Below are 21,900 nucleotides of genomic sequence, written 5' to 3'. Positions count from 1 at the left end.
TTAGTAATGCTGACCCCGAGACAGAAACGATTTACAGAACAATTCGCGATCGATTTCAATGCCGCTGCTGCGTATCGACGGGCAGGATACCAACCCAAAAACGACAAAGCGGGGCGGTCTGCGGCTTCTAGGCTGTTGGCGAATGTTAACGTTCAGGCTTATCTTGCCGAATTGCAGGCAAGACAAGCGGAAAGACTGCAAATTGACAGCGATCGTGTCCTCACAGAGTTTATCCGCATTGCCTTGTGTGACATCACTGATGTGATTAGTTTTAACGAAAGCGGGGTCAAGCTGAAAGACTCAGCAACACTTGGTAAAGATGTCACTGCCGCGATTAAATCGATTAGCGTAACGACGATGACGATTCCAGTAAAGGACGGGAATCCAATCGAAAAAGTAACAACGACGATCGCGATGCACGATAAATTGAGAGCTTTAGAAAAACTTGCCGATCGCTTCGGAATATTCAAAGAACAAGTCGAAGAATCTGCCCCCGATGGTATTGAGTTAGAACTAATTACACCCGATGACGATAGCGAAGACGCAAGTTCTGAAGCATCAGCTTAGTTTCTGCAACGATTTCACGAGTAAATATCTCGCGTTGGTCGCAGGGTTTGGAGCAGGAAAGACCAAAAGCCTAATCCTGAAAACGATTCTATTAGCCTCAAAAAATGTCGGAACGGATGGAGCGCTCTACAGTCCAACGCATACCCTCGCAAATGACACGCTGATTCCTGAGATGGATGATCAGCTTGAGGCTTTGGGTATCCCCTACAAATTTCGTGCGTCTCCCTTGCCGTCCTACACCCTGTTTTTCCCGAATGGTAAAACTCGCGTTTTAGTTCGCAGCTTTGAGAACTGGCGGCGGATTCGGGCCAATAACCTCAGCTTTGCTTGTGTTGATGAAATTGACGTGGTTGAGCCGCGTATTAGTAAACCCGCGTTCAAGTTGCTAATGGGGCGGATTCGCGTCGGTAAGGTGCGGCAAGTGGCTGTCGTCAGTACGCCCGAAGGTTTCGGGCTGCTGTGGGAGTTCTTTGTGAAAGAGGCGGCGGGAAAAAGCGATCGCAGACTTATTCATGCCAAATCAACCGATAATCCGTTTCTGCCGGAGGACTTTATCGAGTCGCTGCTCGAAAACTATCCGCCGCAACTGATTCGCGCTTACCTGAATGGGGAATTTGTAAACCTGACCCAAGGCGCGATTTATACCAGCTTCGATCGCGCGCTGAACAATTGCCTGGATGAACCGGATCTCGAATACCTACATCTCGGCATGGATTTCAACGTGGGCAAAATGGCGGCGGTCGTTCATGTTTTTCGGATGCAGGAGCCGCGGGCCGTGGATGAATTTGTGAATCTTCAAGACACACCTGCGATGATTGTCGCGATTAAGGAGCGCTACCCAGACCACGCGAAGCAAGGATTAATCAAGGTTTATCCAGACGCGAGCGGGAATAATCGCAGCACTAAGAACGCTTCTGAGTCTGATATCGCGCTATTGAAGCAGGCGGGCTTCGAGGTCATTGTAGATAAGACAAATCCGTCAGTGCGCGATCGCATTAATGCAATGAACGCGGCCTTCTGCAATGCGAAGGGGCAGCGCCGCTATCGAGTGAACGCGCTGCGGTGTCCTGAGTATGTGCAGTGCCTAGAGCAGCAGGTTTGGAAAGATGGGCAGCCGGATAAGACACAGGGGTTTGATCACCTTAATGATTCTTCGGGCTATTTCATATCGAAGGTGATGCCGATCTCTGAGGTCAGTCATGAGATGTCCGCGCCGATTGGATCTGTAAGATCTCGAAATCGGTCACGCTGACCGATTTGAGTCACTGCTCCCCAGCTTGCTGCCTTCGCTTACGAGCGGCCCATTCTGCTTTATACTTGCGCCGTTTCTCTGACTTCTCAAAGTCGGTGCGCTTTTTCCACTCCACTTGGCGATCGTTGGAGTTCTCATATTTGCGAGGTCTACCACGCCCCCGCTTTGGCTCCTCACTCATGCGTATCTCCCGTCGGCTCACCCCGACCAATTCCAAATTGACGTAAAGTGGCGGCAACATCTGAGAGATCACTGCCGCAGTAGTAATACTGTCGATCGCGCAAATTTGCGAGATAGTAACCTTCCGCGCCGAGCTTGAGGCGGAATAGCTCTACCGCGATCGTCTCGTCACTCAGCCCAAAAAGCTGCTCTCGATTTTCAACCCAGTCGCTAGATCGATCAGATGGGCCGTAGAACACTTTGCCGTGGCGAAAATGCCACCCCTCTCGATCTCGCTTCACAACTCGAAAATAACTAGGGTAGATAATTCGTGTCATCTGAGGTATTCTCCGGTTAGGAAAGCCCCCCAAGTGCGAGTTGGGGAGCCTTGTTTACGGTCTAGTTACGGTTCTTAAGATCCCGCGTTTCAGAGTCATCGTCGTCACCGACTTCCTTTAACAGGTCGTCTGTACTCACGATTTTCTCTTGACCCGGTTCCTCGTCGTTATCTTCCAGCCAGGTATCTTCGTAGATGTGGTGGAAAGTTTTCGACGGGTTGTAGTCTTGAGAACCGTTCCCGTTTCCATTGGACTGAACTATGTTGTTAACCTCTCCTTTGAGGGGGATAAACTGTTTTCCCTCATGCTTTTATTGTAGTGTCCACCGCTCCAAGATAGTTGGGCGTAATTACTGAATTTTGTGGTGTCTACAAATCCGCGCAAATCGGTCACGCTGTCCGACTTGCGCTATCGCTTCCCAAAGCCGGAGGATCGCATTATGAGTCAAGAAATTAAACTCACTGTCCTGTTTAGCGGGGAAAGTGTGATCGAGATTGCCGAAAACTACGATCGACATCTAACTGAGGTCAGAAGGCAACTTCCAGTGATTCAAAAAGCCGAGCTTTATGACCACATTAATCGAGTAACTTTAGGAGTCTGGAGTGAGTTGCCAACCCTCGATCAGATTTGCCTAGCAATTAACAAAGAGCGGGTTGAGCGAGATCGGAATGCGATAGAGGATAGATCGATAGATGTTCGAGTTAGGGCGCTTATCTTCGAGAATACTCTTAGCCCTACGCTTCCGGGCTTTCCTCACCGATTGCTGATTTACTAGAGAAATTATGGCTTACGTCGAGATTAGAGAAGTTGAGTTTAGTGACGCGGCGGTTCCCGACGATCGCAAGCAGATTATTAAAGATTTCCTGCTTTTGTGCGATGCTGATGCCTCGGCGGAGACAAAATTCACTCTCACTTTTGATCCTAAGCAGGCGCTGCCAGCAATGGGCGGTTACACTTCTGACAGGCTTCAGTTAGAGAGCGAAATCAAGGCGCTATCCCCCATCAGGATTAAGGCTGACTCTGGCCATGAGTTCTTGTTAGAAGAGCCTGAGCTTTGGATTAGGAGCGATCGGTCTTATCTTTGGTTTGCAAGGTTTACGTTATTCGTCTAAGGCGATTCTTGATTCACGGGGTATTCGAGCTTTTTTGAGGTAAGCGTAACGTGATGCATTTTCTAAACTTCTATGTCTTGCAATGGCTGTTCATCCGCCTGTGCCGCGTACAAAGTGATGAAAGTGACGGCGGCAAGTTTTTGGGGTGGGGAATCGTTGGGCTTGTACCGCTTAGTGGCTACTTTGGAAGCCCCTGTAAAAGCTGGCGTAATGGGTTCCTGCTGTACTTTGGGAAGTAACGGTGAAAGCTATGATCGCTGATCTTCCCAAATCGGACAGCGTGACCGATTTCAAGCTTCCGCGAGTAATATGAATTCCATTGCTTGCGCCACAGCGCAATACTTGAGAGCAGGACAGCGAAGCTTGTGAAAACAATTATTGAAGCATCGGAAGCATTAACCTACGCGCCTGCGCTGAGCCTATACGGGGCGGCGCTCGAAAGCGCGATCGTCTCAACACAGTTCTTAATCGAAAGCGTCCTTGGCGCGAATCGCCCTCTGAGTCCTACAAAGTTTACTGAAACACTAAATCTCTCCGGTGACGGCAGAGCGTACCTCGCAAACCTGCCGATTTTACCGATCGCTGAAGAGACTCCGATCCGCGTCAAGATTCGAGGCGGAACACTGCCGAGCTACAGCCTAGACGCGCCTGTTGCTGGGTGGGTTGACCTTGATCCTGAACAAGCTGAGATTGATTCTAAGACGGGGGAACTGCAGATTTTAGGGTACGGGTTACTACAGCCCTCGCTTTACTCAGCCGCGCCAGCGGGGATTTATTCTTCAAGCCCACGTCGCACCCGGCCCACACAGCGGCCCCAAACTCCTGCAATTCAAATTGATTACTGGGCGGGGTTCGATTTTACGAGTGAAGAGGCCGAGGTAATTCGGATTAAACAGATGTTCGGGCAGGTTCTGATCCTGACTCAAACAGACGCAGGAAACGGTGTTAAGCGGCGTAAGGTGGATGGAGAATACGAAGTCGAGTATCAAAATCCGGTACTCCTGCTAAATTTGGAAAACCAGCGAACGACTGGCAGTATTCAGCTCGACAATCTACTCACCTTCTTTCACCAGTACAGACCGCGATCTTATGCAGCGTAGTCAACTCCCCGGTTCTCGCATTAAAGAGCTTCGGATTCAGCAGGGTCTATCACTCCGCCGCTTAGGTGGTAGCGCCTTTGTTAATGCCTCTACCCTCAGCCGATTAGAGCAGGGGAAAACGAGGTGCAGTAGCTACACGATTGCTCAGGTAGCGAAAAGCCTTTCTGTTTCTCCGGTTGAAATCGACCCCGACTTTAATCAGAAAGTACTCGCGGAGCTAGCCAGCATTGAGGCGGATTTGAAGCGGATCGAAGAGTATCAGGGGAAGGTTTCGGAATTGCAATCGTCGATCGCACATCGGCAAAGGATGATCGTTTCATGCCTGCTCGGTGGTCAGGTTGCAAGCTAGTCTTCCGCCCAGTACTGCCAGATTTTTCCATTGCCCATCATTTCATCGTAGGCATGCTGAGCTTCTACGATCGTGTAACCCTGCCGAATGAGTTGATTCTGAATGCGAAGACGCTCTTGGGTTTCTTGGGGCTGCGACTCTACGAGCTGCTGGAACTCGCGATCAACTTGAACTGAGTAGATTAGATTGCGAACAAAACTGATCATTTGTGTTTGCTCCACGATCTCGCCTTTTGCTATCAAACCCAAATCCGTCCAAGAAATTTCAGTTGCGGCTGAAATTTTGTAAAAATCTTTGCAACGGGCGTTAGAGATGCGATCTCATTATCCCAACTCAAAATACTGGGATGGCAACACCCACTAGACGCAACCTTATTCAACGCCTGTGGAGCTTCTTTACGGCAGGCACACTCACATCAGCGGATAACAGTTCGCTGCAAGGATCACAGTACCCGATCGGCAATCGGCAGCGCAGGCGATCAACTCTGCCGCTACCAGAGCAACCAATTCGCCCGATTTATGGTGATTTGAGTATTTCCCAAGAATTAGTTGAAATGCGGACGTGGAGCTATGAGATGCGCCACTCGATTTCAATTCTGTCGCGAGACTGCTTTCAGCAAATCGACGGGCGATCCGCTTCATGGCGAATTGCTGAGACGTTAGAAGACGGGCGGAAGGTCCACCCGGATGTGATTGCGATCGGGCGAGATATAGCTGCTCGGCGGAATGGGAAAACCTTAGTTCTTGGCGGAGATCGCTTACAGCGGGCCGCGCGGGACATGATGAGCTATGGGGACGGCTTTTTAGAATTTGCGATCGAGCGGGAAGGGATCGGGCCGAACGACTGGGGAATTTCAAGATCGCTCTATCTACCCTCGCTCTCGATGTTTGTCGATGAAGACGAGCATGAGGAGCCTGGGATGTACCGCCAGCAGGAGAGAATAACGCCGAGCGATACAGATCGTTTAATTCACCCCGTTAAAATGCTTCAGTTCTCTTACGAGAAAGATCGGCTCTATGGCAATCCGATTAGCTTCCAAAGCTCAGAACCGTGGCGCAAGATTAAGGCGGCTTCGCCAGATCTCGAAGACGCGGCGCGAGAAGTTGCGATCGCGCCGTGGCTTCACGTCATGCCGCCCGATAAAGATGAGCGTTACCGAGAGCAGTATCAGCAGCGCCATGAGTCACTTTTGAATGATGGAATTGTTACGAATCTCTATCTGCTGAGCGGGGCAGATGTCCGCAAAGCAATGAGCGGGGTGAATGTTCTTAAGCCTTTAGTTGATTACTATTTGAGCCTGCGCTATCAAATGCTCCCGCCGGGATTGCCGCACTATCTGTTCCCTGGGCTGGGGTTAGAGTCAAACTCAGGCAAGGAGATTGCGAATCAGCCCGCACTTGCTTACGCCCGTATGATTGCCAATCTGCGATCGCACCTTTCAGAGCAGATTAAATGGTCGGTTAGCGTTGAAATCGTCCTCAAAAAAGGATGGGATTTTTACATATCTGATGGGCAGTACTTTGATATTGCTTGGGGCGATTGGTTTGTAACAGGGTTTGAGCAGATGCAGCAATCGTCTCAACCGACTCCAACAGAGCAGGCGCTGCTTAATGCTTCGCTGATCCTGAGAGATCCATCGGTGGAGGACTTACCCGCGATCGATGCGGCACTGCTCACACTCAATCTCAGAATGTCAGACGGAGTATCAGATCAAGATTTTCGGCGGCTGTGGGATGCAGCAGTCGAGCTTCGTTCTGTCCGCAATCAAATCAAAGTCCCCGTCTAAAACGGACAGCCTGTCCGATTTCAATTCACTTAGTAGAGCTGTAACTATGGAAGCCATCACAGAAGAGCAACTATTCGAGGACGTGAAAGCGCTCGTCGGGAACTACCTAAAACAAACCCCTGTTCAGAAAGAGATCCCGCTTAGAATCGCCCAGGCGACAGATACGAGCGGACTTGATTTGCACATGGGCGAGCCAACTCCGCAGCAGCTTGAGAAGATTAATCAATACACGGGCGAAACTTGGGAAGCTTCGGAATGGTTTGTTTGCGCGTGGCACGCTTCGGATAATTTAGTCGATCGCTCTCGCGAGCGCTGGCATCTCAATATCTTGCAGCAGATGACGCGGGGGCAGGCTGGGCGCGTCTTGATGACCGATCACAATCAGCGTGAAGTTAAATCTGCGGTTGGATTTGCGTTTGAAACTGCGCTAATTCTAGAAGACAATCCCGATCCAGAAATTGTCAATTCGCTCTACGCGGACTACAACGCAGAAATCGTGGACGAGATGGGATTAGTTCGGCTGATTGTTTGGACAGCAATTAGCTCAGACAGCCCAGTGATTGAAGGCTTAAGAAAGAGATCGCTGGATAACTGCTCAACGGGCGGGATTATTCGTAACTGGCGGGAAATCTGCCCGAACTGCTCCCGTGAGAAGGGGTACGAGGTTGGTTTCTGGGACACGGACAAAGAAGATCGCTATGTTTGCCCGCACTTACCGCCTTACCCCTTCTTGCTTATGTGGCTCGGTGATGATGAGGACGCAAACTTTGCCGATTACATCATTAACGATGGGCAGTATGACGCGATCGAGCTAAGCATCGTTAACGCAGGCTGCCTCCCTGCGGCGAGGGTCATGCGCGGTTTTTAGATTTGAGGTCTGAGTAGCTTGGAGGCTGTTGCAAGAATGGGTTTTTACTTGTTTTTGCAACAGCTTTTTTTATCTGAAATCGAGTATCGCTTCTACGCTGAAACGAGAATTTTGAACTCACAAAAGCAATGAAAAAGGCGATCGTTGAACTTACTTCGGCTGGCATTACCAGTGAGGCCGAACTCAAGGAATTGGTGCAGGCGAAGAAGCAAAAAACGCCTGTTGGATTTGCAAAGACCGCAACCGCAACGGTCAAGGTCGAAAAGTCTTTGGACGAACCCCTAGAGCAGGTAGAGGTTAAGTCCCCAGAACAATTACAGGAACTTGCGGAGCCTATCACCCTGCCACAACCCGCAACATTTACGATTGCTCAGGCGAAAGAGCTAATTCCGGTTGACCAGATGAAGGAAATGTTCACCGTGCTTGATGAGCGGCATCAGCAGGAACTACAAGCAAAAGACGCTGAGGCAGAGCAGATTCGGCAAGAGAACGAGCAACTGCGATCGCAGAACGAGCAGTTAGCTCAACAAGCCGCGCAAAGCACTCAGGAACTGACCAAAGCGCAGAAAGACGCGAAAACTCTAGAAGACTTGGGGCGGTTAATGGGTAAATCAATTGTTGAAGCGCCGATGGTGAACACCCAAACCCGCTCGAATGATTCACCCGGAGACTTACTGCAAAAACTGCTTGGTATCCGCGACTCTGCAAAAGCTGGCGGCTACCACTTCGATAACAGCACTCAAACCTTCTTGGTGCGTCAAGGTCCGATTGATTGGATTCGCTCTTACCTTCAGGCTGAGGGCAAAGCGCTTGAGCAGACTGAGCTTTACTATCAGATTGAAGAATTCGGGAAATCCCTCGGATTTTTGGGCGGATCAAACAAAGCGGCGGGGCCAACAACCGGAGCATCCGGATCAGCGCCGAACGCCTTTTTGGATGTTCTGTCTGACATGATGCGATCGACTTCCGCCCAGTTTAATGCTGCGTGGCAGTTTGCTACGACTGTTTTTGATCCAACCTCAGCCCCCTCGAAAAACATTCTGGTTCCTCGCTTCGACTTCCTTCCTGATCCGGATAGCGACGATGAGCTTTTGATTGCGGGAACAGGTGTTTACAATCCGATTGGCTATTCGATCGGAACGAACAGTGATTCTCAAGCGTTGAGAATGCAAACTGTTTCGCTGACTGTAGAGCGTCGTGGCTTGGGCCGTGGGGTGTCCGAGGGTTCTCGCCCAGTGATGATTCCTGAGTTCCATCAAGCTCACGCGCTGGTTGATTTGATGACGGCACTAGAAACCCGCCTGATGGCGAGTTACTACCGCTATGAGGAGCGTCGCTTACTCGGTCTGATGATTGCTTCTACCGCAATCCGCTATAACGACAATGGAAACGTTTCAGCAACCGCTGGTGATGTGGATGCGGGCGATGACGGTACAATGTCTCGCGCTTTCTTGCGCGATGCTTATACCGAGTTTGTAAACGCTGGGCATCAGTCTCTACCGGATGGCTGCTACCTCGGCTACTTCAACGCCGTTCAGGTTAAGCAGCTCAAGGCTGAGATGGGCGATGATCTTGCAACTCCGACTGCGGACGAGCGGATGGAAATCACCAACATGCTGAGGCTTGCGACGGGGATTACGCCTGCAATTCGAGCTAGTACATACCTCGGCATGATCGAGAATGTTCACGTCTTCATGGGTAACAGCTTCGGCAAAGGCGCGCCGGGAGCGTCTAACCCAACGGTGCAGGACTCAACTTTAGGTGTGGGTGCGACTCGCACGATCGACGGATTCTTGCTTGCTCCGGGCGCGATCGGTCGGGGTATATCTTCTCCGGTTGAGATTCGCCCGTCTGGGGTCAACCCTTTCAATATGGGCGAGAGCTATATCTGGACTTCGGATGAGGGCTTTGGCTCCTTGGTTGACTCTGGCGAAACCGCGAAGATCATGAAACTGCGGACGACATTGACGGCGGTGTAAATCCTTGAACCCTCCACCCGTAAGCCGGGTGGAGTATCCGGAGAATCTTATGGCAACAAGAAAGAAGCAAGAGACAGAGACGGAACCTACCCCCGAAAGCTTGGATCGCTCAGGCTCTGCACTGCCAGAGTTAGCTGATCTTGCGGAGCCAACGGAGACGCTTCCTGAATTACTTACAGAGCCAGAATCTACTCCTGAAAGTTCGGATAGTTCCGCCTTGTCAGAGTTAGTTGAACTCGCAGAGCCAACGGAGACGCTTCCTGAATTACTTGAGGTTGTCTCCGAGGTCTTGGATCAGCAACCTCAAGGAACTTACGCGACGGAGTACTTCAAGAAAAACGGGATTCCTTATTGCGATCGCTGCGGCTCACAGCTCCACACGGACGCAGAGGGTCAGCCTGTTTGTGCTGAGTCAATCCCGGATTGTCCCATGACCGTTTGATATGGCAGCTAATGCTTCGGCCCATAAACTACGAATTGAGATCGGCTCTGAAGATTGGAGCCGATCTCTTGTTTCGTTTGACGCGGGCCAGGATCAGCGCAGCAATAGCGGGCTGATTCTGACCACAGGAACATTAGAGCTTGGCAATGTGATCGGAATTCCCGGATCTCTCAATCCTAGAAGTGCAGACGGGCGAAATCGTTGGTGGCGCGGTCAACTTGTTGAGATTTGGGTAACGGATTCAACGGGAACCGAGGTAAAGCACCGACACGGACACCTCTACATTCTCAAAGCCCCTCTACCGCCGCAGAATGGAATCTTGAGGCTAGAGCTTGGCTGTATTTTGAGCCTGAGAAATTTCGCTCAGCCGGATGATGATAAGTCGGGAGTTGTGCCGGGGAACGTCACGAATCGAACCGCGATCGTCAATTCATTACTGTCAGCAGCAGGATGCCCGAACTGTGTGGACGCGATCGACGATTACCCATTAAGGACGCGACAACCAAAACAGGGCGGCTCCTATGTTGATCAGGCAGGGCAGATTGCGTTTGGTGGGCTGAAGAGTTTGTACCAAGACGGCAACGGACTCATTCGCGCTGTCTCGAATCGGCTGAATTATGGGGGATCGTCTACTGCGATCGAGATTGGTCACGATGAAGTCAGCTACGAAGCGAGTGAGGGAAGTGAAACTCCTTGCGAAGTGATTAAGTGCGTCGGCGTTCTAAAGAAACTGACCGACAACTGGGGAACAGAGGAAAACTTCTCTGAGGAGTATGGACCCGCCTCAGTTGTTAATCCCAGTGCGGGAAGCGATATCATCCTACTTAGACGAGTCGAAACCAAAGAAACCCGGAATGAGGACGGTAAGCAGCGAACAGAGTTAATTGTTGCACCTGCGGGCATTGTTTCTCCCGATGTATTTCCGAGAAGCCTTGAAATTGTCCTCGATAGCTATACCGAAGAAGAACACCGCTATGAGGATTTCGGACAGCGCACTACTTCCCCAATCGATGGACCAGCAGGCGAAGATTCGGATAAAGACGCACCGAAACTCTGGCAGATTTTGACAACGATTCGGCGCTTTTTCTCGGTGGCTGCACCCGAATACTTTGAAGCCCTCAGCGCTCCAAGCCAAGCGTTCTGGCGGAGAGAAGTCATTATCGCTAACGCCGCTGTATTTGAGTACAAATACACCAAGGATGAATTAGTTGAGAAAACGACGCGCACCACTCGCGAGCCGCGATCCGCGATCGTAGGAGCTGAAGAAACTCAATTCCCGATTAATCTCGATATCAGTGAAATCGAAACCGTTGAATATCAGCGCAAAAATCCCCGTGTCGGCAAGATTATTGAGACGCTGATCCAGGTCGTTGCGCGGGCGTTTCCCAATCTTGAGCCGGATGAAGGCGCATCGGCACTCGACAGACTCTTTCAGAAGTTGGCACTGATCACCAAATCGCGCAAGGTCAGAGGATCAGACTCGGGGCAATGCAACCCGCCGCAAGCGGAACGCAAACCGGAGCGGTGGAGTGAGGAAGAAGAACCAATCGAAGCTGAAACAAGATTCGCGATCGCACCTTTAGATGCGCTGCACCAAGAGCGTGAGCGAGTGATTCAGCTTGATGTGGGTGTTGTCTCCAAACAACAGTTAGGCGAAATCGCCCAAATCAAGGGAGTTGAACTGATTGGGCAGGCACAGGGGATCACATTGCAACTCCCGCTGCTCGATTTATTCCTGTCTAATTGGAGTCCGTTTATCGTATTGGACGTGATTGAGCCAGATGGAACGGCTCTGAGAGTTCTGACCAACGGAATTCAAATCAGTCACGATCCCAATCAAGCGATCGTCGGGTTTACGGGCATCTGGCTTGGCACTGGGAAAATCGGACAGCCTGACCGATTTGAGGCTCCTTATTATTCAGTCACGGTCGAAGGGGATTTAGCGATCTCGACTCCGCCAATTCTTAACACCAACTATCGCGGGGGTGCGAGAGGCGGCGGAACCTTCTCGCTGTTGCCTTACAGTCCCCAAACTTACAGCAATTCTTATCGTGGGGGCGCGAAATCAGGGGGAAGAACTACGATCTCTGATACAAATTTCCCTGATGGTTTGGTTGTCGATGAATTTGACAATCCAGTAGTCGATGAATTCGGCAATTTCGTTGTGATTTATCGCGCCCCTGTCATAGACGAACTGGGGAATGCGATCGTCGATGAACTTGATAACTTCGTAACGGAGTAGATATGTCTGAAGTCCGCCATAGAACATTAGAAGATACGAGAGTGCAGTACCGCACTGCTGCGCCAACCGTTGATCCTGAGTTTGAGGGAGAGACGTGGTTTGAAGATGCTCCCGAAAGTGGCGGACTCCCTGCTAGTCGCTGCGTCCGAGTAGGGACAGAAACAGAATTTATCGTCGTTGCGTTTGTCCCGTTCCTGTACTCAGGAGATCCAACTGGGTTCGTAACCTCGCGCTGCCCAGGCGATCAGTGTATTGATACCGTTACCGATATGCTCTATTACGCTCGCGTGGGTAACACCACAACGGAATGGTATCCCATTGGGGGAGGCGCAGGTGGGGGAAGTTAACCTACTCTTCGTGGCTCACCTTTATAAGGATGATCTGGCATTCGAGCAATTAATCCGATCGCTCAGATCGTTCTACCCGCGAGTGCCAATTTTAGCGATCGGGGATGGTGTCCCTGTCCCGCAAATTAACGGGATACAGACATTTGAAGGGGAACGACTCAAGCATTTAGCTGGAACCTATTGGACACAGCGATGGATGCAGATGGCGATCGACTCTGGGGCATCGCATATTGTGAAATTCGATGCCGATGCGCGGATGTGGCGGGCGTTTCAGAGTTTCCCAAAGGGCGACATCGCTGGGACGATCACTTATCAGAATCGGCAAGGTTTGCCGATCGTTCGGGGCGGCTGCGTGTTCTTCCCCATCGAAACGATTCGACGAATCCTAGACTCAGGTTTCCTAGAAGACGAGACTTATAAACACTCCCGATATCGTTACTATCGATATCGGGATTTTGCGTTTCCGTGGGAGGAACGCGACTCGACTCTAATCCACTGTGAGGATTCGGTTTTAGGTCACGTTGCAAAGCGACTCAGGCTCACGCTTTCTGATTGGGACGATGTGCGAATCGAGTGGCGTGATCCAATCCCATCAGGCAATTTTGCAGTTACACATCCGGTGAGGGATTAATTTATGGGCGAATTCTTTGGCAGTAGTTTAGAAATTGGACTCGAAGCAATGATTGGGCAAGACTGCCGCATGATTTTGCTCGATGCGCCGTCGATCGAAAGTAATCCCGGAGTCCAAGAGATTGTCAATCTCGAAAGACCTGAAACCGGGGCATATAGCCGCAAGACGATCGCATCGCCAACCGCGACATTTGATTCAGGACAAGACCGCGCTGAAGTTCCCGGTCTATCCGCAACATTTACTGTGGCAAGCAACCAGCCGACCTTGACGTTTAACGCGATCGCACTTCTGGCAGACACCTCAACCTGGGCGAACAAATTAATTGACAGCCTGAACGCGGCAATGAATCGAATTACGCTCTCGAGTCATGGGCTGAGCGACGGGGATCTTGTAAGCCTCACCGCCGACACGGGTGGGACTGTTCCCACAGAACTTGTTGGACTATTGCTGACTGTCACGAACGCGACGACGAATGATTTTCAGCTCAGCGATGAAGACGGAGTAATTGATTTCGGCGGAACTGGAATTTTACCCGTCCGAGTTCGTAACTGCCAAGGACGGCTTGTTTATGCTGAGCAGCTATCCGCTCAACAAATCTTGCCCGGTGAGAGCCGGACAATCACCCTATTCCCAACCTTGGGCAGAAGTACCGCTAATTTGACGAACCCATGAGTCTACAGCAACGAAATCGCGATCGCGTCCTCACGAATAAAGCGAATTACGATGCCGCTGTTTCCCAAACACAGCCGCCGCCCACAAGTGCCTTTTATCAGGGGTTTCGGGATGGTCGGCACATCGTTAAAACCGTCGCCGGCGACGTGTATCACGGCGTTTCGCTCTCAAATGGAGCGACCGCAATCGGCGACAAGATCGGGCTGAGTTTGACAGCGGGTGGAGTTCCACAAATTGACACCATGCCGAGATGAGTCTAGAAAGCCGCAACAAACAACGCATTAACCAGGCGAGTGCTGACCGAATTGACAAGCTGATTCAAGAAGCTGAGCAGCGCAATTTACTGCCACCGCCGTCGTTTGCTGTGGGCAGCCAGGATGGAAAGATTCGCGTTGTGACAGTGGGACAGGGAGAAACAACGGTTGACCCAATCACGAACGGGGGAATTGCAAAAGGCGATCGCGTTCGCAACCAGGGCGGATTTGCGGACGCGATGCCGCATGTTCAGACGCGAACCCAATCGAGTCCGGTCGAACCCGGAAAAGTGAAGATTCTCTGCTTTAAAGATGGAGGGCTTTGGATTGGTGGCGATCGTCCAAATCCGAAACGCATCTACACGATTCCCGAAGGGGCGCGACTTGATTTTGATCTGAGTCGCATCGTCAACAAAGGGGACGGGGATAAGTGGATCGTGACTTTTGTTTTAATCGGTAACGATCGCACAGGGATCGTGGTTCTTCAATCCGGGGTTGGTACGCTTTGGGAGATCTGGATGGATGATCCGCGACTGAGTTCCTTGGCTGGTCCACGACCAGTCTTGTGGACTCAGACGGGATTGTGGACTCTCTTCAGCGGTAGCGGCGATGACACTACCTTTATTTATGCGGGGGAGGTTTACGGTAGCCTCGGCGAAAGCCCGCTTAATTACATCAACGGGCGACCCGATTTTGTTGATCCCAAGGCTGGTACGGCGATTTACACCCGATCCATTGGACTAGATATTCAGGTTCTCTTTTGGGATGGCGCGACTGAGACGGAAGTTCCGCTTTTGGAGTCGTTTCCGCTCGGTGCGCCAACATTTATCAAAGACACGCTCTATTCCTGCCTAACCGAGGGAAAAACAGCGACGATAACAAAAATATCGCTCCCGTCGGGGGACACCTCAACACGGAAAACGAAAGTGTTCCCAGTTCCGAGCGGTTACACGCGGCTTGATGTCGGGTTCCACCCGTAATTTCGGACAGCGCGACCGATTTGGAACTTGTCTAGATTTTGTCTATATTCTGCAAGATGATTCCAAGAAGCCCGGTAAATCAAGGGTTTTAGAATTGCTTCAACTACTACAAGCGTAGTATGAAATTGTCCATACCTTTTCGGGGAATTTTGCGAAAAAATCTGATTTCAACTGCCAAAGCACACAAAAAATCGATGGCAAGAACTTGAGAAACAGCGATCCGGTTGTTCTCAAATTGAGTTATGATGTTGCTTCTGTACACTTAGTAAATGCGTCTAAATCGATCAAGTCGCAACTTGGTCGAAGGTGTAGGCTGCACATCATTCGATATGTGCGTTGCATCGAGAGGAGGCAAATTTTAGCGGAGACAACTGGGAAACGTTTAGCATGACCAATCAGAACACTTTAGCAATGGATGTTGGTTTTACCCACGAAGATTTTGCGGCTCTACTGGATAAGTATGACTATCACTTCAGTCCTGGAGATGTAGTTGCAGGAACCGTATTCAGTCTGGAGCCGAGAGGCGCTCTGATTGATATCGGTGCGAAAACGGCAGCTTATATTCCCATTCAGGAGATGTCAATTAACCGGATTGATGCTCCTGAAGAAGTCTTACAGTCTAACGAGACTCGCGAGTTTTTCATCTTGGCTGATGAAAATGAGGATGGGCAGTTGACCCTCTCGATCCGCCGCATAGAGTATATGCGGGCATGGGAACGGGTTCGCCAACTTCAAGCAGAAGACGCGACTGTGCGATCGCTGGTATTTGCCACGAATCGAGGCGGTGCGCTGGTTCGGATTGAGGGCTTGCGTGGATTTATTCCCGGATCTCACATCAGTACCCGCAAACCCAAAGAAGATTTAGTGGGTGAAGAATTGCCCCTGAAATTCTTAGAAGTGGACGAAGAGCGCAACCGTCTAGTTCTCAGCCATCGTCGTGCGTTAGTTGAACGCAAGATGAACCGCCTAGAAGTGGGCGAAGTCGTCATCGGAACAGTACGCGGCATCAAGCCGTATGGTGCATTCATCGATATCGGTGGAGTCAGCGGTCTGCTGCACATTTCCGAAATCTCTCACGATCACATTGATACGCCGCATAGCGTGTTTAACGTCAATGATGAAGTGAAAGTGATGATCATTGATCTGGACGCTGAGCGCGGTCGGATTTCGCTTTCGACCAAGCAACTTGAGCCAGAACCCGGCGATATGGTGAAGAACCCGCAAGTCGTGTATGACAAGGCTGAAGAAATGGCAGCGAAGTATCGCGAGAACATGAAGCAGCAACAGCAAGGCGCTCCGGCTGCGCTGGAACTCCCAGTCGCTGAAGAAGTTCCGGTTGCACTGGAAGAAGTCGAGGAAATTCCTGACGCGACGGAAGATGTCGAATAATTTCAGTTGAATTGAAACCTGTAGAGAGGGAGAAATCCCTCTTTTTTATTACACAGTTATGGCGACAATTTTCTGTAATGGTGTGCAGTTTGATGGAATCAATGCCATTCTCTTTGACAAAGATGGCACTCTGTCAAATTCTTACCAATTTCTACAGTATCTCGGTGAAAAACGCGCAGATTGTATTACAGCGATCGTTCCCAATCTCAAGCCTTCAATCCTGACTACCTTCGGATTCGAGCAACATAATCTCAATCCCTCGGGACTACTTGCCGTCGGAACTCGCGAAGAAAATGAAATCGGGATCGCGGCTCTGATTGCTCAAACGGGCTATGACTGGATCGCAGCAAAAGCGATCGCCCAATCGAGCTTTCAACTTGCCGATCAGCAGCTTCCACGAAAAGCACCGCTAACTCCCCCGTTTGAAGGCATTGTGGAATTACTAGAATCGCTCACATCACTCAAACTTGGAGTTCTTTCCAGCGATAGTACCGACAATATTCAAGAGTTTGTAGATCACTACAAACTCTCCAACTATTTCCAGACGATCATCGGAGCGCAAGTAGGAATCAGTAAACCGAATCCAGCCCTCCTGACTCTTGCTTGTCGATCGCTGAAAGTTGAGCCTCACAGGACGCTAATGATTGGAGACACGCTTGCTGATGTCCGGTTGACCCGGCTTTCAATCGGTGTGACCTGGGGTGGAAGTGCGGTTGCTCAACTTGCAGAAGCTGGTGCGATCGCTCATCAACCTGCAGAGATTCGATTAACTCACACTTGAGTAGGAATGCGCTGAAGATGGATAAGCATGAGTGTATTTTGCAACTTTATCTAACAGCTCATCAAAGTCAACGGGCTTACGAATTAAATCGTTCGCACCGATCTCTATATACGGCATTTGTTCACACTCATCGTGTGCTGTCAAAAACACGATCGGCAATTCAGCAAAGCGTTCATTTTGACGAACCCGTTGCGTCACCTCATACCCATTTAGCTCTGGCATCATAATATCTAGCAAAACTAAATCAGGATCGGTATCGTTAATCTTCTCAAGTGCACTCTTGCCGTTCAAAGCAGTTTCAACAGTATATCCTTCAGACTCCAAGACAGTCTGGAGCAGAAATACATTATCTGCAACATCGTCTACGACAAGAATACGGTGGTGACTGGTTAGCATGATCTTAAAAGGCGGCTTTTTAAAGAAAAGTGGTTGATATAGATGGGAACCCATCTTACATATATGGGTTTTCTAGAAGACATCGCTCTAGCTACAGACAGAGATCCATGATGAATTTTGAAACTTGAATAACTTCTGTATTCCGTCTAATCACGATACGGTTTATGACTCAGTGAGCCAAACTAATTCTCATCGTCGATCGGCTGAATAAGTTTGCAACCGATAACAAAGGTTACTCAATTCATATGATGAATTTCCGTAATTTTGTCAAAGATCGTATGAAGACGAAGTGAAGAAATACGCATTCTTCATCGAAATTGTTCTTTTTTTCCTGAAACCTCCGCAGAAATGCGTACTAGCTGGATGTCCCTCCATCGGCTGATTTCTGTATGTTAGAACTCATCCCTACGCTACTTGCTCAACAATCAAAGCAAGTAGCGCCCCCGGCACAACCGATCGAGACCCCTGCTCAGACGCAAACAAAAGCTGCCTCTGCTGCTCCTGTAGAGGTGACTCCTGCAGTAGCGACTCCAGAACCTATCGTTGTTCCTGCTGCGTTGGTAACTTCACCGAAACCGCTTGAGATTCCGCAACCTGCCCCATCAAATTCTGGTTCTGTTCAAGCGGATTCTGCTGCTCCTCAAGTTGCGACTTCCCCGATTCCACTCCCTCCAGTTCCCCTCAAACGACAACTTGCCCCCCAACCTGCAATTTCTCAGATCCAAACCCCATCTACAGCCGTTAAAAAACCAACAACTCCAAAACCAGTTGACAAACCTAGCGCGAAAGCCCCTTCAGGACTACCGCAGCTCTCACAGCAGAATTCAGCGCTGAATTCTACATCAGCCCAACCTGAAGCGAATTCTTCTGCGGCATCTGCGATCGACATTCCCGTTCCAAAAGTGTTTCCAAAATCTACCGCCTCAAATCTTCAGCGCCAGCTCTTAGAACAACGTCTTGCCGATATCGTGGCAAAAGATCGAGCTGCAAAACAAGCTCAACAAGCGCAAGCACAAACTCAACAAAGAGATAAGCTTGTTTCGCGTGCTTATGACTATGCAGCGCAGCGCCAGTATGCACAAGCAAGAAAGCTGCTACAAAATCCGACGATTTCGGCAGATGTGCGATCGCAGATTCTGAATAATATCAATGCGTTAGAAGCTGCAAACCGCGCAGTTAGTCTTCCGCCTGTAAAACCGTCAACAGTCGCCAAGCCAGTTCCGCCTGCTCGAACTGTGACTGCACAAAAACCACCCGCCATCTTTAGAGGAGTTCCATCGATTACTGGACCTTCACAACAAACGATTACGATTCGAGTTCCACAAGTTGTTAAGTCTTTGCCAGTTCAGCGGCGCGCGATCGCAGCGAACAATCTCCCTGCTAAGCCCATTGCCAAAGAGAGTTCTGACTCATCCTATATTGATCAAATTGGCAGCTCTGTCGATCGAACTAGCAGTTCTGTGGATCAAATGAACACTGCGAAAGATCTCCAAGCATTCAATCGCAATTTACCGAAGCCTACGTCGCGCGATCAGCTGGTTTATCCGCTGCCTGACCCGGTTTCTGTCACCTCTAGATTTGGATGGAGACGGCATCCGGTCACAGGCGTGCGTCGTTTCCATGCTGGAGTCGATCTCGGTGCAGGTCAAGGAACACCGATTATTGCCTCGCATTCAGGACGAGTCACAGCCGCCGATCGCATGGGGGGCTATGGGCTAGCTGTGGTGATGGAACAGCCAAACGGATCGCAAGACACGCTCTACGCCCATATGTCGCAAATCTTAGTTCGTCCAGGTCAACGGATTGAGGCTGGAACTGTGATTGGGCGTGTTGGAAGTACTGGGCTTTCTACGGGACCTCATCTGCATTATGAAGCACGCCAGAAGACCAATTCTGGCTGGACTCCAGTTGATCCAGGTGGGCAACTAGAAGCAGCACGAGTTCGATTAGTGCAGGCGCGTCAACTCAACGCTCAAGCTCCTACTCAGAATTTGCAATCTGCACTTCCCAGTTCAAATCGAGGCGTGTAGAACTTACTGCGTCAGCACAAGGTACAGAGTAGCTCTAGAAAAGCTCTATCATCGGTCGGACTACTAGCTTCGACCCATAGATGTAAGGCAAACTGCGATCGCGCCTTTATCTTAGAAGTATAGAGAAACGAAATTTGGAGCTACTACAATGCAAACACGAAATAGCACTGATTTACCGCCTGTTGCTACCGAGTACAACGGCAAAGACCGGAATGCCTTTCTATTTGGCTGGAATCCTCAAGCTGAACTTTGGAATGGTCGCCTTGCCATGATTGGATTTTTAGCTTATCTGTTGTGGGATATTGCAGGTTTTAGTGTTGTCCGCGATATTTTGCACTTAGTAAGCTATTAATTTCTGAACTGCGCTTGTTGAATTGCAAATAAGAATACTGCCCTAAACTTTGATTGAAGTTTAGGGCAATTTTTTGTCATCATTCTGCGGAGTGATTATTTGCGCACATTTGTATCTATTAGCTTAGAAGCATCATTGAATGATTGAGCAATACGCAAAATAATTAACAGAACTTGTTACATTTAAGCGATAAATCAGAAACTCAGCCCTTACAATATGAATGAATTAACGAAGTAATAATCTTGAGACGCATATGGTAGATAGAAAATCTAATGCGGCAGTCAAAGTAAAAACAACGATGCTTGATCAAGCGGCATCCTTACTGGATGAACTGCCCGAAAAACCTGAAGCGACAGTTTCTCTCCGACAAGCGATCGAACTTTTACAAGACGATCTTCGGACTTCACTCGATAAAGGATATAGCTATGAAGAACTTGCTGAAGTCCTAGCAAAACAAGGAATAGAGATCAGTCCGTCTACATTGAAGCGTTACCTGGCTTTAAGCCAAAGAGATTCAGGTCGTCCGCGACGTAGACGGACTCGAAGAGCAAAAATAGAGAATGAGTAGCTGTTCGGGATAGAAAGATGGCGAGCAAATTGCCACCTTTCTTCTCTAAGCGATAAGTATTGCTGCTTTAATTATTAATTGCAATGCGAAGCGTAACTATTCTAGATGTTCCTTCAGTAGTTGGTTTACCGGGAGCAGAGGGTCTTACCTCTACATTAAATAGACTAATTGCTTTGTCCGGATTCACAAGATCTGGAGACGTGAGTAGCGCTAGAACAAGACCATCTGCTTCTTCCCGTGGAAGTTTTGCGAGAGCAGGACTGTCTGGCATATTCTTGGCATTCAGCACTGTACCATCTACATTGCGAATCTCGACTGCGACTGTAAAAACTAGCTCAGGGCTTAACGCTCTCCTCATTTCAGGCTCTAGTATTAGCGAGATTTGGGGAATCTGTGACTGTCTAAAGGTAACAACATTATTCTTACTGTCATCCTGTAATTCACTTCGATCAGGCTCAATATTTGATATCACACCAGAGATAGCACCTTCTACCCCAGTCGCATTTCTATTGTCTCCCGGATTAGGGGCAGGAAGAGGATTATTAGATCTGACTGGATCAGACGGAGGCTTAGGATTGTTGTCAGGTAATGCTGGGTTGGAAGGCTGTGGATTTGAAGAGTTTGGAGGGTTTGGATCAGAAGCGTTTCTTGTGGTCGTAGGAGAGTTGTTAGGGGCAGTTGGATTTGTTTCAGGATTAGAGGAGCCAGATGTGGGATTTGAAGAATTTGACTTGGGGCGTGTTGTAGGATTGCGATTCGCTCGGGGTGAATTTAAGGACGAATTATTAGCAGCAGGACGCTGATCTAGCTGTGTTGATTGAACTGGATCAGGTTGGGGTAAATTTTCGGGTTGTGTTGGCGTTGGCGCAGTCTGACGAGTGAAATTCTGAATTGAAGATGACCCAGACTGCTCAGAATTTGCTGCGTCAGGAGCAGCTTTCGTAACAGTGCCATTTTCCGCGCCAGTTGTAGAAGGTGAGATCGCTCGTTTCAAAGGGGGTGCATTCGGATCGATTTCAATAAAATCGAGAGGTGCTTGAGAACCACCCCCCGCACGGCTTTCTGCGGATTGGCTCAGATACCAGCGTCCGACTAAAAGCAAAACAAGATGCAGCGCAAGCGAACCTGCTAAAACCGAAAGCCATAGCATCGGAGACTCTTGCGATCGCGATCGAGAATTGGAAAGAGAAAACGCCATGCTGAACACTTACCCACACAAAGAGCCACGGGGATCACTCCTAATATCCTAGCTTTTCGTCTGGAATCGGGAGGAATTAGTTCCGAACATGGCTCATTTTTCCGGCGA

The 21,900-nt window shown here is 49.6% G+C and carries 27 protein-coding genes; 22 read left to right on the top strand and 5 right to left on the bottom strand.

The window, feature by feature from the left end; all coding sequences use genetic code 11:
* Positions 1–6 precede the first annotated feature (6 nt).
* Both LEPBO_RS0123780 and LEPBO_RS38080 read left to right on the top strand, forming a co-directional pair.
* Entirely contained in the window at positions 7–567 is a 561-nt protein-coding gene (locus LEPBO_RS0123780) for a terminase small subunit (protein ID WP_017290098.1), read from the top strand.
* On the top strand, positions 527–1,819 hold the full coding sequence (locus LEPBO_RS38080) for a phage terminase large subunit (protein ID WP_017290097.1): 1,293 nt from the start codon (positions 527–529) through the stop codon (positions 1,817–1,819). The genes LEPBO_RS0123780 and LEPBO_RS38080 overlap by 41 nt, the downstream gene beginning before the upstream one ends.
* Positions 1,820–1,829: 10 nt before the next feature.
* Here the strand turns inward: LEPBO_RS38080 and LEPBO_RS43405 are convergent, their stop codons facing one another.
* Both LEPBO_RS43405 and LEPBO_RS0123765 read right to left on the bottom strand, forming a co-directional pair.
* The gene (locus LEPBO_RS43405; protein WP_017290096.1) at positions 1,830–2,000 is read right to left on the bottom strand and encodes a hypothetical protein; all 171 of its coding nucleotides are present in this window, start codon (positions 1,998–2,000) and stop codon (positions 1,830–1,832) included.
* Positions 1,993–2,316, bottom strand: coding sequence for a hypothetical protein (locus LEPBO_RS0123765; protein ID WP_017290095.1), 324 nt, complete (start codon positions 2,314–2,316; stop codon positions 1,993–1,995). The genes LEPBO_RS43405 and LEPBO_RS0123765 overlap by 8 nt, the downstream gene beginning before the upstream one ends.
* A gap of 361 nt (positions 2,317–2,677) precedes the next feature.
* Here LEPBO_RS0123765 and LEPBO_RS0123760 point away from each other — a divergent pair, with 361 nt between their 5' ends.
* The 5 genes from LEPBO_RS0123760 (at position 2,678) to LEPBO_RS0123745 (ending at position 4,877) form a co-directional block, all read left to right on the top strand.
* Positions 2,678–3,091, top strand: a complete 414-nt coding sequence (locus LEPBO_RS0123760) for a hypothetical protein (RefSeq protein ID WP_225903968.1) — start codon at positions 2,678–2,680, stop codon at positions 3,089–3,091.
* Positions 3,092–3,098: 7 nt separating this feature from the next.
* A complete protein-coding gene (locus LEPBO_RS0123755) occupies positions 3,099–3,428 on the top strand; it encodes a hypothetical protein (protein WP_017290093.1) in 330 nt (109 codons plus the stop codon).
* 72 nt (positions 3,429–3,500) lie between these two features.
* Positions 3,501–3,689 carry a hypothetical protein gene (locus LEPBO_RS43005; protein ID WP_148664728.1) on the top strand — a complete coding sequence of 63 codons (189 nt, stop codon included), beginning with the start codon at positions 3,501–3,503 and terminating at the stop codon, positions 3,687–3,689.
* 104 nt (positions 3,690–3,793) lie between these two features.
* On the top strand, positions 3,794–4,528 hold the full coding sequence (locus LEPBO_RS0123750; RefSeq protein WP_017290092.1) for a hypothetical protein: 735 nt from the start codon (positions 3,794–3,796) through the stop codon (positions 4,526–4,528).
* A complete protein-coding gene (locus LEPBO_RS0123745) occupies positions 4,518–4,877 on the top strand; it encodes a helix-turn-helix domain-containing protein (protein WP_017290091.1) in 360 nt (119 codons plus the stop codon). The genes LEPBO_RS0123750 and LEPBO_RS0123745 overlap by 11 nt, the downstream gene beginning before the upstream one ends.
* Here LEPBO_RS0123745 and LEPBO_RS0123740 read toward each other — a convergent pair.
* The gene (locus tag LEPBO_RS0123740; protein WP_086371094.1) at positions 4,874–5,083 is read right to left on the bottom strand and encodes a hypothetical protein; all 210 of its coding nucleotides are present in this window, start codon (positions 5,081–5,083) and stop codon (positions 4,874–4,876) included. The two genes, LEPBO_RS0123745 and LEPBO_RS0123740, sit on opposite strands and share 4 nt — an antisense overlap.
* Positions 5,084–5,223: 140 nt before the next feature.
* On the opposite strand from LEPBO_RS0123740, the gene LEPBO_RS0123735 reads away from it, so the two are divergent.
* The 12 genes from LEPBO_RS0123735 to LEPBO_RS0123675 all read left to right on the top strand — a co-directional run bounded on the left by LEPBO_RS0123735 (position 5,224) and on the right by LEPBO_RS0123675 (position 17,248).
* Positions 5,224–6,663, top strand: coding sequence for a hypothetical protein (locus LEPBO_RS0123735; RefSeq protein ID WP_017290089.1), 1,440 nt, complete (start codon positions 5,224–5,226; stop codon positions 6,661–6,663).
* Positions 6,664–6,709: 46 nt separating this feature from the next.
* Positions 6,710–7,531 (top strand): hypothetical protein, encoded by an 822-nt coding sequence (locus tag LEPBO_RS0123730; protein ID WP_017290088.1) that lies wholly within the window; start codon positions 6,710–6,712, stop codon positions 7,529–7,531.
* A 128-nt stretch (positions 7,532–7,659) separates the two neighbouring features.
* Complete coding sequence (locus LEPBO_RS0123720; RefSeq protein ID WP_017290086.1) at positions 7,660–9,510, top strand: mitotic spindle assembly checkpoint protein MAD1; 1,851 nt, start codon at positions 7,660–7,662, stop codon at positions 9,508–9,510.
* A 49-nt stretch (positions 9,511–9,559) separates the two neighbouring features.
* Entirely contained in the window at positions 9,560–9,952 is a 393-nt protein-coding gene (locus tag LEPBO_RS0123715) for a hypothetical protein (RefSeq protein ID WP_017290085.1), read from the top strand.
* Between the two features lies 1 nt (position 9,953).
* Positions 9,954–12,194 (top strand): hypothetical protein, encoded by a 2,241-nt coding sequence (locus LEPBO_RS0123710; protein ID WP_017290084.1) that lies wholly within the window; start codon positions 9,954–9,956, stop codon positions 12,192–12,194.
* Between the two features lie 2 nt (positions 12,195–12,196).
* Positions 12,197–12,541: a hypothetical protein gene (locus LEPBO_RS0123705; RefSeq protein WP_017290083.1), complete on the top strand. Its 345-nt coding sequence runs from the start codon at positions 12,197–12,199 to the stop codon at positions 12,539–12,541.
* 10 nt (positions 12,542–12,551) lie between these two features.
* Entirely contained in the window at positions 12,552–13,172 is a 621-nt protein-coding gene (locus LEPBO_RS0123700; protein WP_017290082.1) for a hypothetical protein, read from the top strand.
* 3 nt (positions 13,173–13,175) lie between these two features.
* Positions 13,176–13,844 (top strand): hypothetical protein, encoded by a 669-nt coding sequence (locus tag LEPBO_RS0123695; protein WP_017290081.1) that lies wholly within the window; start codon positions 13,176–13,178, stop codon positions 13,842–13,844.
* Positions 13,841–14,098, top strand: a complete 258-nt coding sequence (locus LEPBO_RS0123690) for a hypothetical protein (RefSeq protein ID WP_017290080.1) — start codon at positions 13,841–13,843, stop codon at positions 14,096–14,098. The genes LEPBO_RS0123695 and LEPBO_RS0123690 overlap by 4 nt, the downstream gene beginning before the upstream one ends.
* The gene (locus LEPBO_RS0123685; RefSeq protein WP_017290079.1) at positions 14,095–15,078 is read left to right on the top strand and encodes a hypothetical protein; all 984 of its coding nucleotides are present in this window, start codon (positions 14,095–14,097) and stop codon (positions 15,076–15,078) included. Before LEPBO_RS0123690 ends, LEPBO_RS0123685 begins: the two co-directional genes overlap by 4 nt.
* Positions 15,079–15,465: 387 nt before the next feature.
* Complete coding sequence (locus tag LEPBO_RS0123680) at positions 15,466–16,467, top strand: 30S ribosomal protein S1 (protein WP_017290078.1); 1,002 nt, start codon at positions 15,466–15,468, stop codon at positions 16,465–16,467.
* A 58-nt stretch (positions 16,468–16,525) separates the two neighbouring features.
* On the top strand, positions 16,526–17,248 hold the full coding sequence (locus tag LEPBO_RS0123675) for an HAD family hydrolase (RefSeq protein WP_017290077.1): 723 nt from the start codon (positions 16,526–16,528) through the stop codon (positions 17,246–17,248).
* Here LEPBO_RS0123675 and LEPBO_RS38075 read toward each other — a convergent pair.
* Positions 17,234–17,644 carry a response regulator gene (locus LEPBO_RS38075; RefSeq protein ID WP_017290076.1) on the bottom strand — a complete coding sequence of 137 codons (411 nt, stop codon included), beginning with the start codon at positions 17,642–17,644 and terminating at the stop codon, positions 17,234–17,236. The genes LEPBO_RS0123675 and LEPBO_RS38075 overlap by 15 nt on opposite strands.
* 389 nt (positions 17,645–18,033) lie before the next feature.
* On the opposite strand from LEPBO_RS38075, the gene LEPBO_RS40280 reads away from it, so the two are divergent.
* The 3 genes from LEPBO_RS40280 (at position 18,034) to LEPBO_RS0123655 (ending at position 20,594) form a co-directional block, all read left to right on the top strand.
* Complete coding sequence (locus LEPBO_RS40280) at positions 18,034–19,674, top strand: peptidoglycan DD-metalloendopeptidase family protein (protein ID WP_017290075.1); 1,641 nt, start codon at positions 18,034–18,036, stop codon at positions 19,672–19,674.
* A gap of 148 nt (positions 19,675–19,822) precedes the next feature.
* On the top strand, positions 19,823–20,026 hold the full coding sequence (locus LEPBO_RS0123660) for a chlorophyll a/b-binding protein (RefSeq protein WP_017290074.1): 204 nt from the start codon (positions 19,823–19,825) through the stop codon (positions 20,024–20,026).
* Between the two features lie 253 nt (positions 20,027–20,279).
* Positions 20,280–20,594, top strand: coding sequence for a hypothetical protein (locus LEPBO_RS0123655; RefSeq protein ID WP_017290073.1), 315 nt, complete (start codon positions 20,280–20,282; stop codon positions 20,592–20,594).
* A 67-nt stretch (positions 20,595–20,661) separates the two neighbouring features.
* Here the strand turns inward: LEPBO_RS0123655 and LEPBO_RS42450 are convergent, their stop codons facing one another.
* Positions 20,662–21,792 (bottom strand): hypothetical protein, encoded by a 1,131-nt coding sequence (locus tag LEPBO_RS42450; protein ID WP_017290072.1) that lies wholly within the window; start codon positions 21,790–21,792, stop codon positions 20,662–20,664.
* Positions 21,793–21,900: the final 108 nt, after the last annotated feature.

It is taken from the genome of Leptolyngbya boryana PCC 6306, from assembly GCF_000353285.1.
Classification (GTDB): domain Bacteria; phylum Cyanobacteriota; class Cyanobacteriia; order Leptolyngbyales; family Leptolyngbyaceae; genus Leptolyngbya; species Leptolyngbya boryana.
The sequence above is the reverse complement of the archived record's forward strand: the minus strand, read 5'-3'. Positions and strand labels throughout refer to the sequence as shown.

Bases quoted from the DNA above. Each gene is read 5' to 3' on its own strand.
- LEPBO_RS0123765 (WP_017290095.1), bottom strand. From the start codon at position 2,316: ATGACACGAATTATCTACCCTAGTTATTTTCGAGTTGTGAAGCGAGAT.
- LEPBO_RS43405 (WP_017290096.1), bottom strand. From the start codon at position 2,000: ATGAGTGAGGAGCCAAAGCGGGGGCGTGGTAGACCTCGCAAATATGAG.
- LEPBO_RS0123740 (WP_086371094.1), bottom strand. From the start codon at position 5,083: ATGATCAGTTTTGTTCGCAATCTAATCTACTCAGTTCAAGTTGATCGC.
- LEPBO_RS0123675 (WP_017290077.1), top strand. From the start codon at position 16,526: ATGGCGACAATTTTCTGTAATGGTGTGCAGTTTGATGGAATCAATGCC.
- LEPBO_RS0123745 (WP_017290091.1), top strand. From the start codon at position 4,518: ATGCAGCGTAGTCAACTCCCCGGTTCTCGCATTAAAGAGCTTCGGATT.
- LEPBO_RS38075 (WP_017290076.1), bottom strand. From the start codon at position 17,644: ATGCTAACCAGTCACCACCGTATTCTTGTCGTAGACGATGTTGCAGAT.
- LEPBO_RS0123705 (WP_017290083.1), top strand. From the start codon at position 12,197: ATGTCTGAAGTCCGCCATAGAACATTAGAAGATACGAGAGTGCAGTAC.
- LEPBO_RS38080 (WP_017290097.1), top strand. From the start codon at position 527: ATGACGATAGCGAAGACGCAAGTTCTGAAGCATCAGCTTAGTTTCTGC.
- LEPBO_RS0123660 (WP_017290074.1), top strand. From the start codon at position 19,823: ATGCAAACACGAAATAGCACTGATTTACCGCCTGTTGCTACCGAGTAC.
- LEPBO_RS0123695 (WP_017290081.1), top strand. From the start codon at position 13,176: ATGGGCGAATTCTTTGGCAGTAGTTTAGAAATTGGACTCGAAGCAATG.
- LEPBO_RS0123710 (WP_017290084.1), top strand. From the start codon at position 9,954: ATGGCAGCTAATGCTTCGGCCCATAAACTACGAATTGAGATCGGCTCT.
- LEPBO_RS0123655 (WP_017290073.1), top strand. From the start codon at position 20,280: ATGGTAGATAGAAAATCTAATGCGGCAGTCAAAGTAAAAACAACGATG.
- LEPBO_RS0123680 (WP_017290078.1), top strand. From the start codon at position 15,466: ATGACCAATCAGAACACTTTAGCAATGGATGTTGGTTTTACCCACGAA.
- LEPBO_RS42450 (WP_017290072.1), bottom strand. From the start codon at position 21,792: ATGGCGTTTTCTCTTTCCAATTCTCGATCGCGATCGCAAGAGTCTCCG.
- LEPBO_RS0123755 (WP_017290093.1), top strand. From the start codon at position 3,099: ATGGCTTACGTCGAGATTAGAGAAGTTGAGTTTAGTGACGCGGCGGTT.
- LEPBO_RS43005 (WP_148664728.1), top strand. From the start codon at position 3,501: ATGTCTTGCAATGGCTGTTCATCCGCCTGTGCCGCGTACAAAGTGATG.
- LEPBO_RS0123780 (WP_017290098.1), top strand. From the start codon at position 7: ATGCTGACCCCGAGACAGAAACGATTTACAGAACAATTCGCGATCGAT.
- LEPBO_RS0123730 (WP_017290088.1), top strand. From the start codon at position 6,710: ATGGAAGCCATCACAGAAGAGCAACTATTCGAGGACGTGAAAGCGCTC.
- LEPBO_RS40280 (WP_017290075.1), top strand. From the start codon at position 18,034: ATGTTAGAACTCATCCCTACGCTACTTGCTCAACAATCAAAGCAAGTA.
- LEPBO_RS0123715 (WP_017290085.1), top strand. From the start codon at position 9,560: ATGGCAACAAGAAAGAAGCAAGAGACAGAGACGGAACCTACCCCCGAA.
- LEPBO_RS0123735 (WP_017290089.1), top strand. From the start codon at position 5,224: ATGGCAACACCCACTAGACGCAACCTTATTCAACGCCTGTGGAGCTTC.
- LEPBO_RS0123690 (WP_017290080.1), top strand. From the start codon at position 13,841: ATGAGTCTACAGCAACGAAATCGCGATCGCGTCCTCACGAATAAAGCG.
- LEPBO_RS0123685 (WP_017290079.1), top strand. From the start codon at position 14,095: ATGAGTCTAGAAAGCCGCAACAAACAACGCATTAACCAGGCGAGTGCT.
- LEPBO_RS0123720 (WP_017290086.1), top strand. From the start codon at position 7,660: ATGAAAAAGGCGATCGTTGAACTTACTTCGGCTGGCATTACCAGTGAG.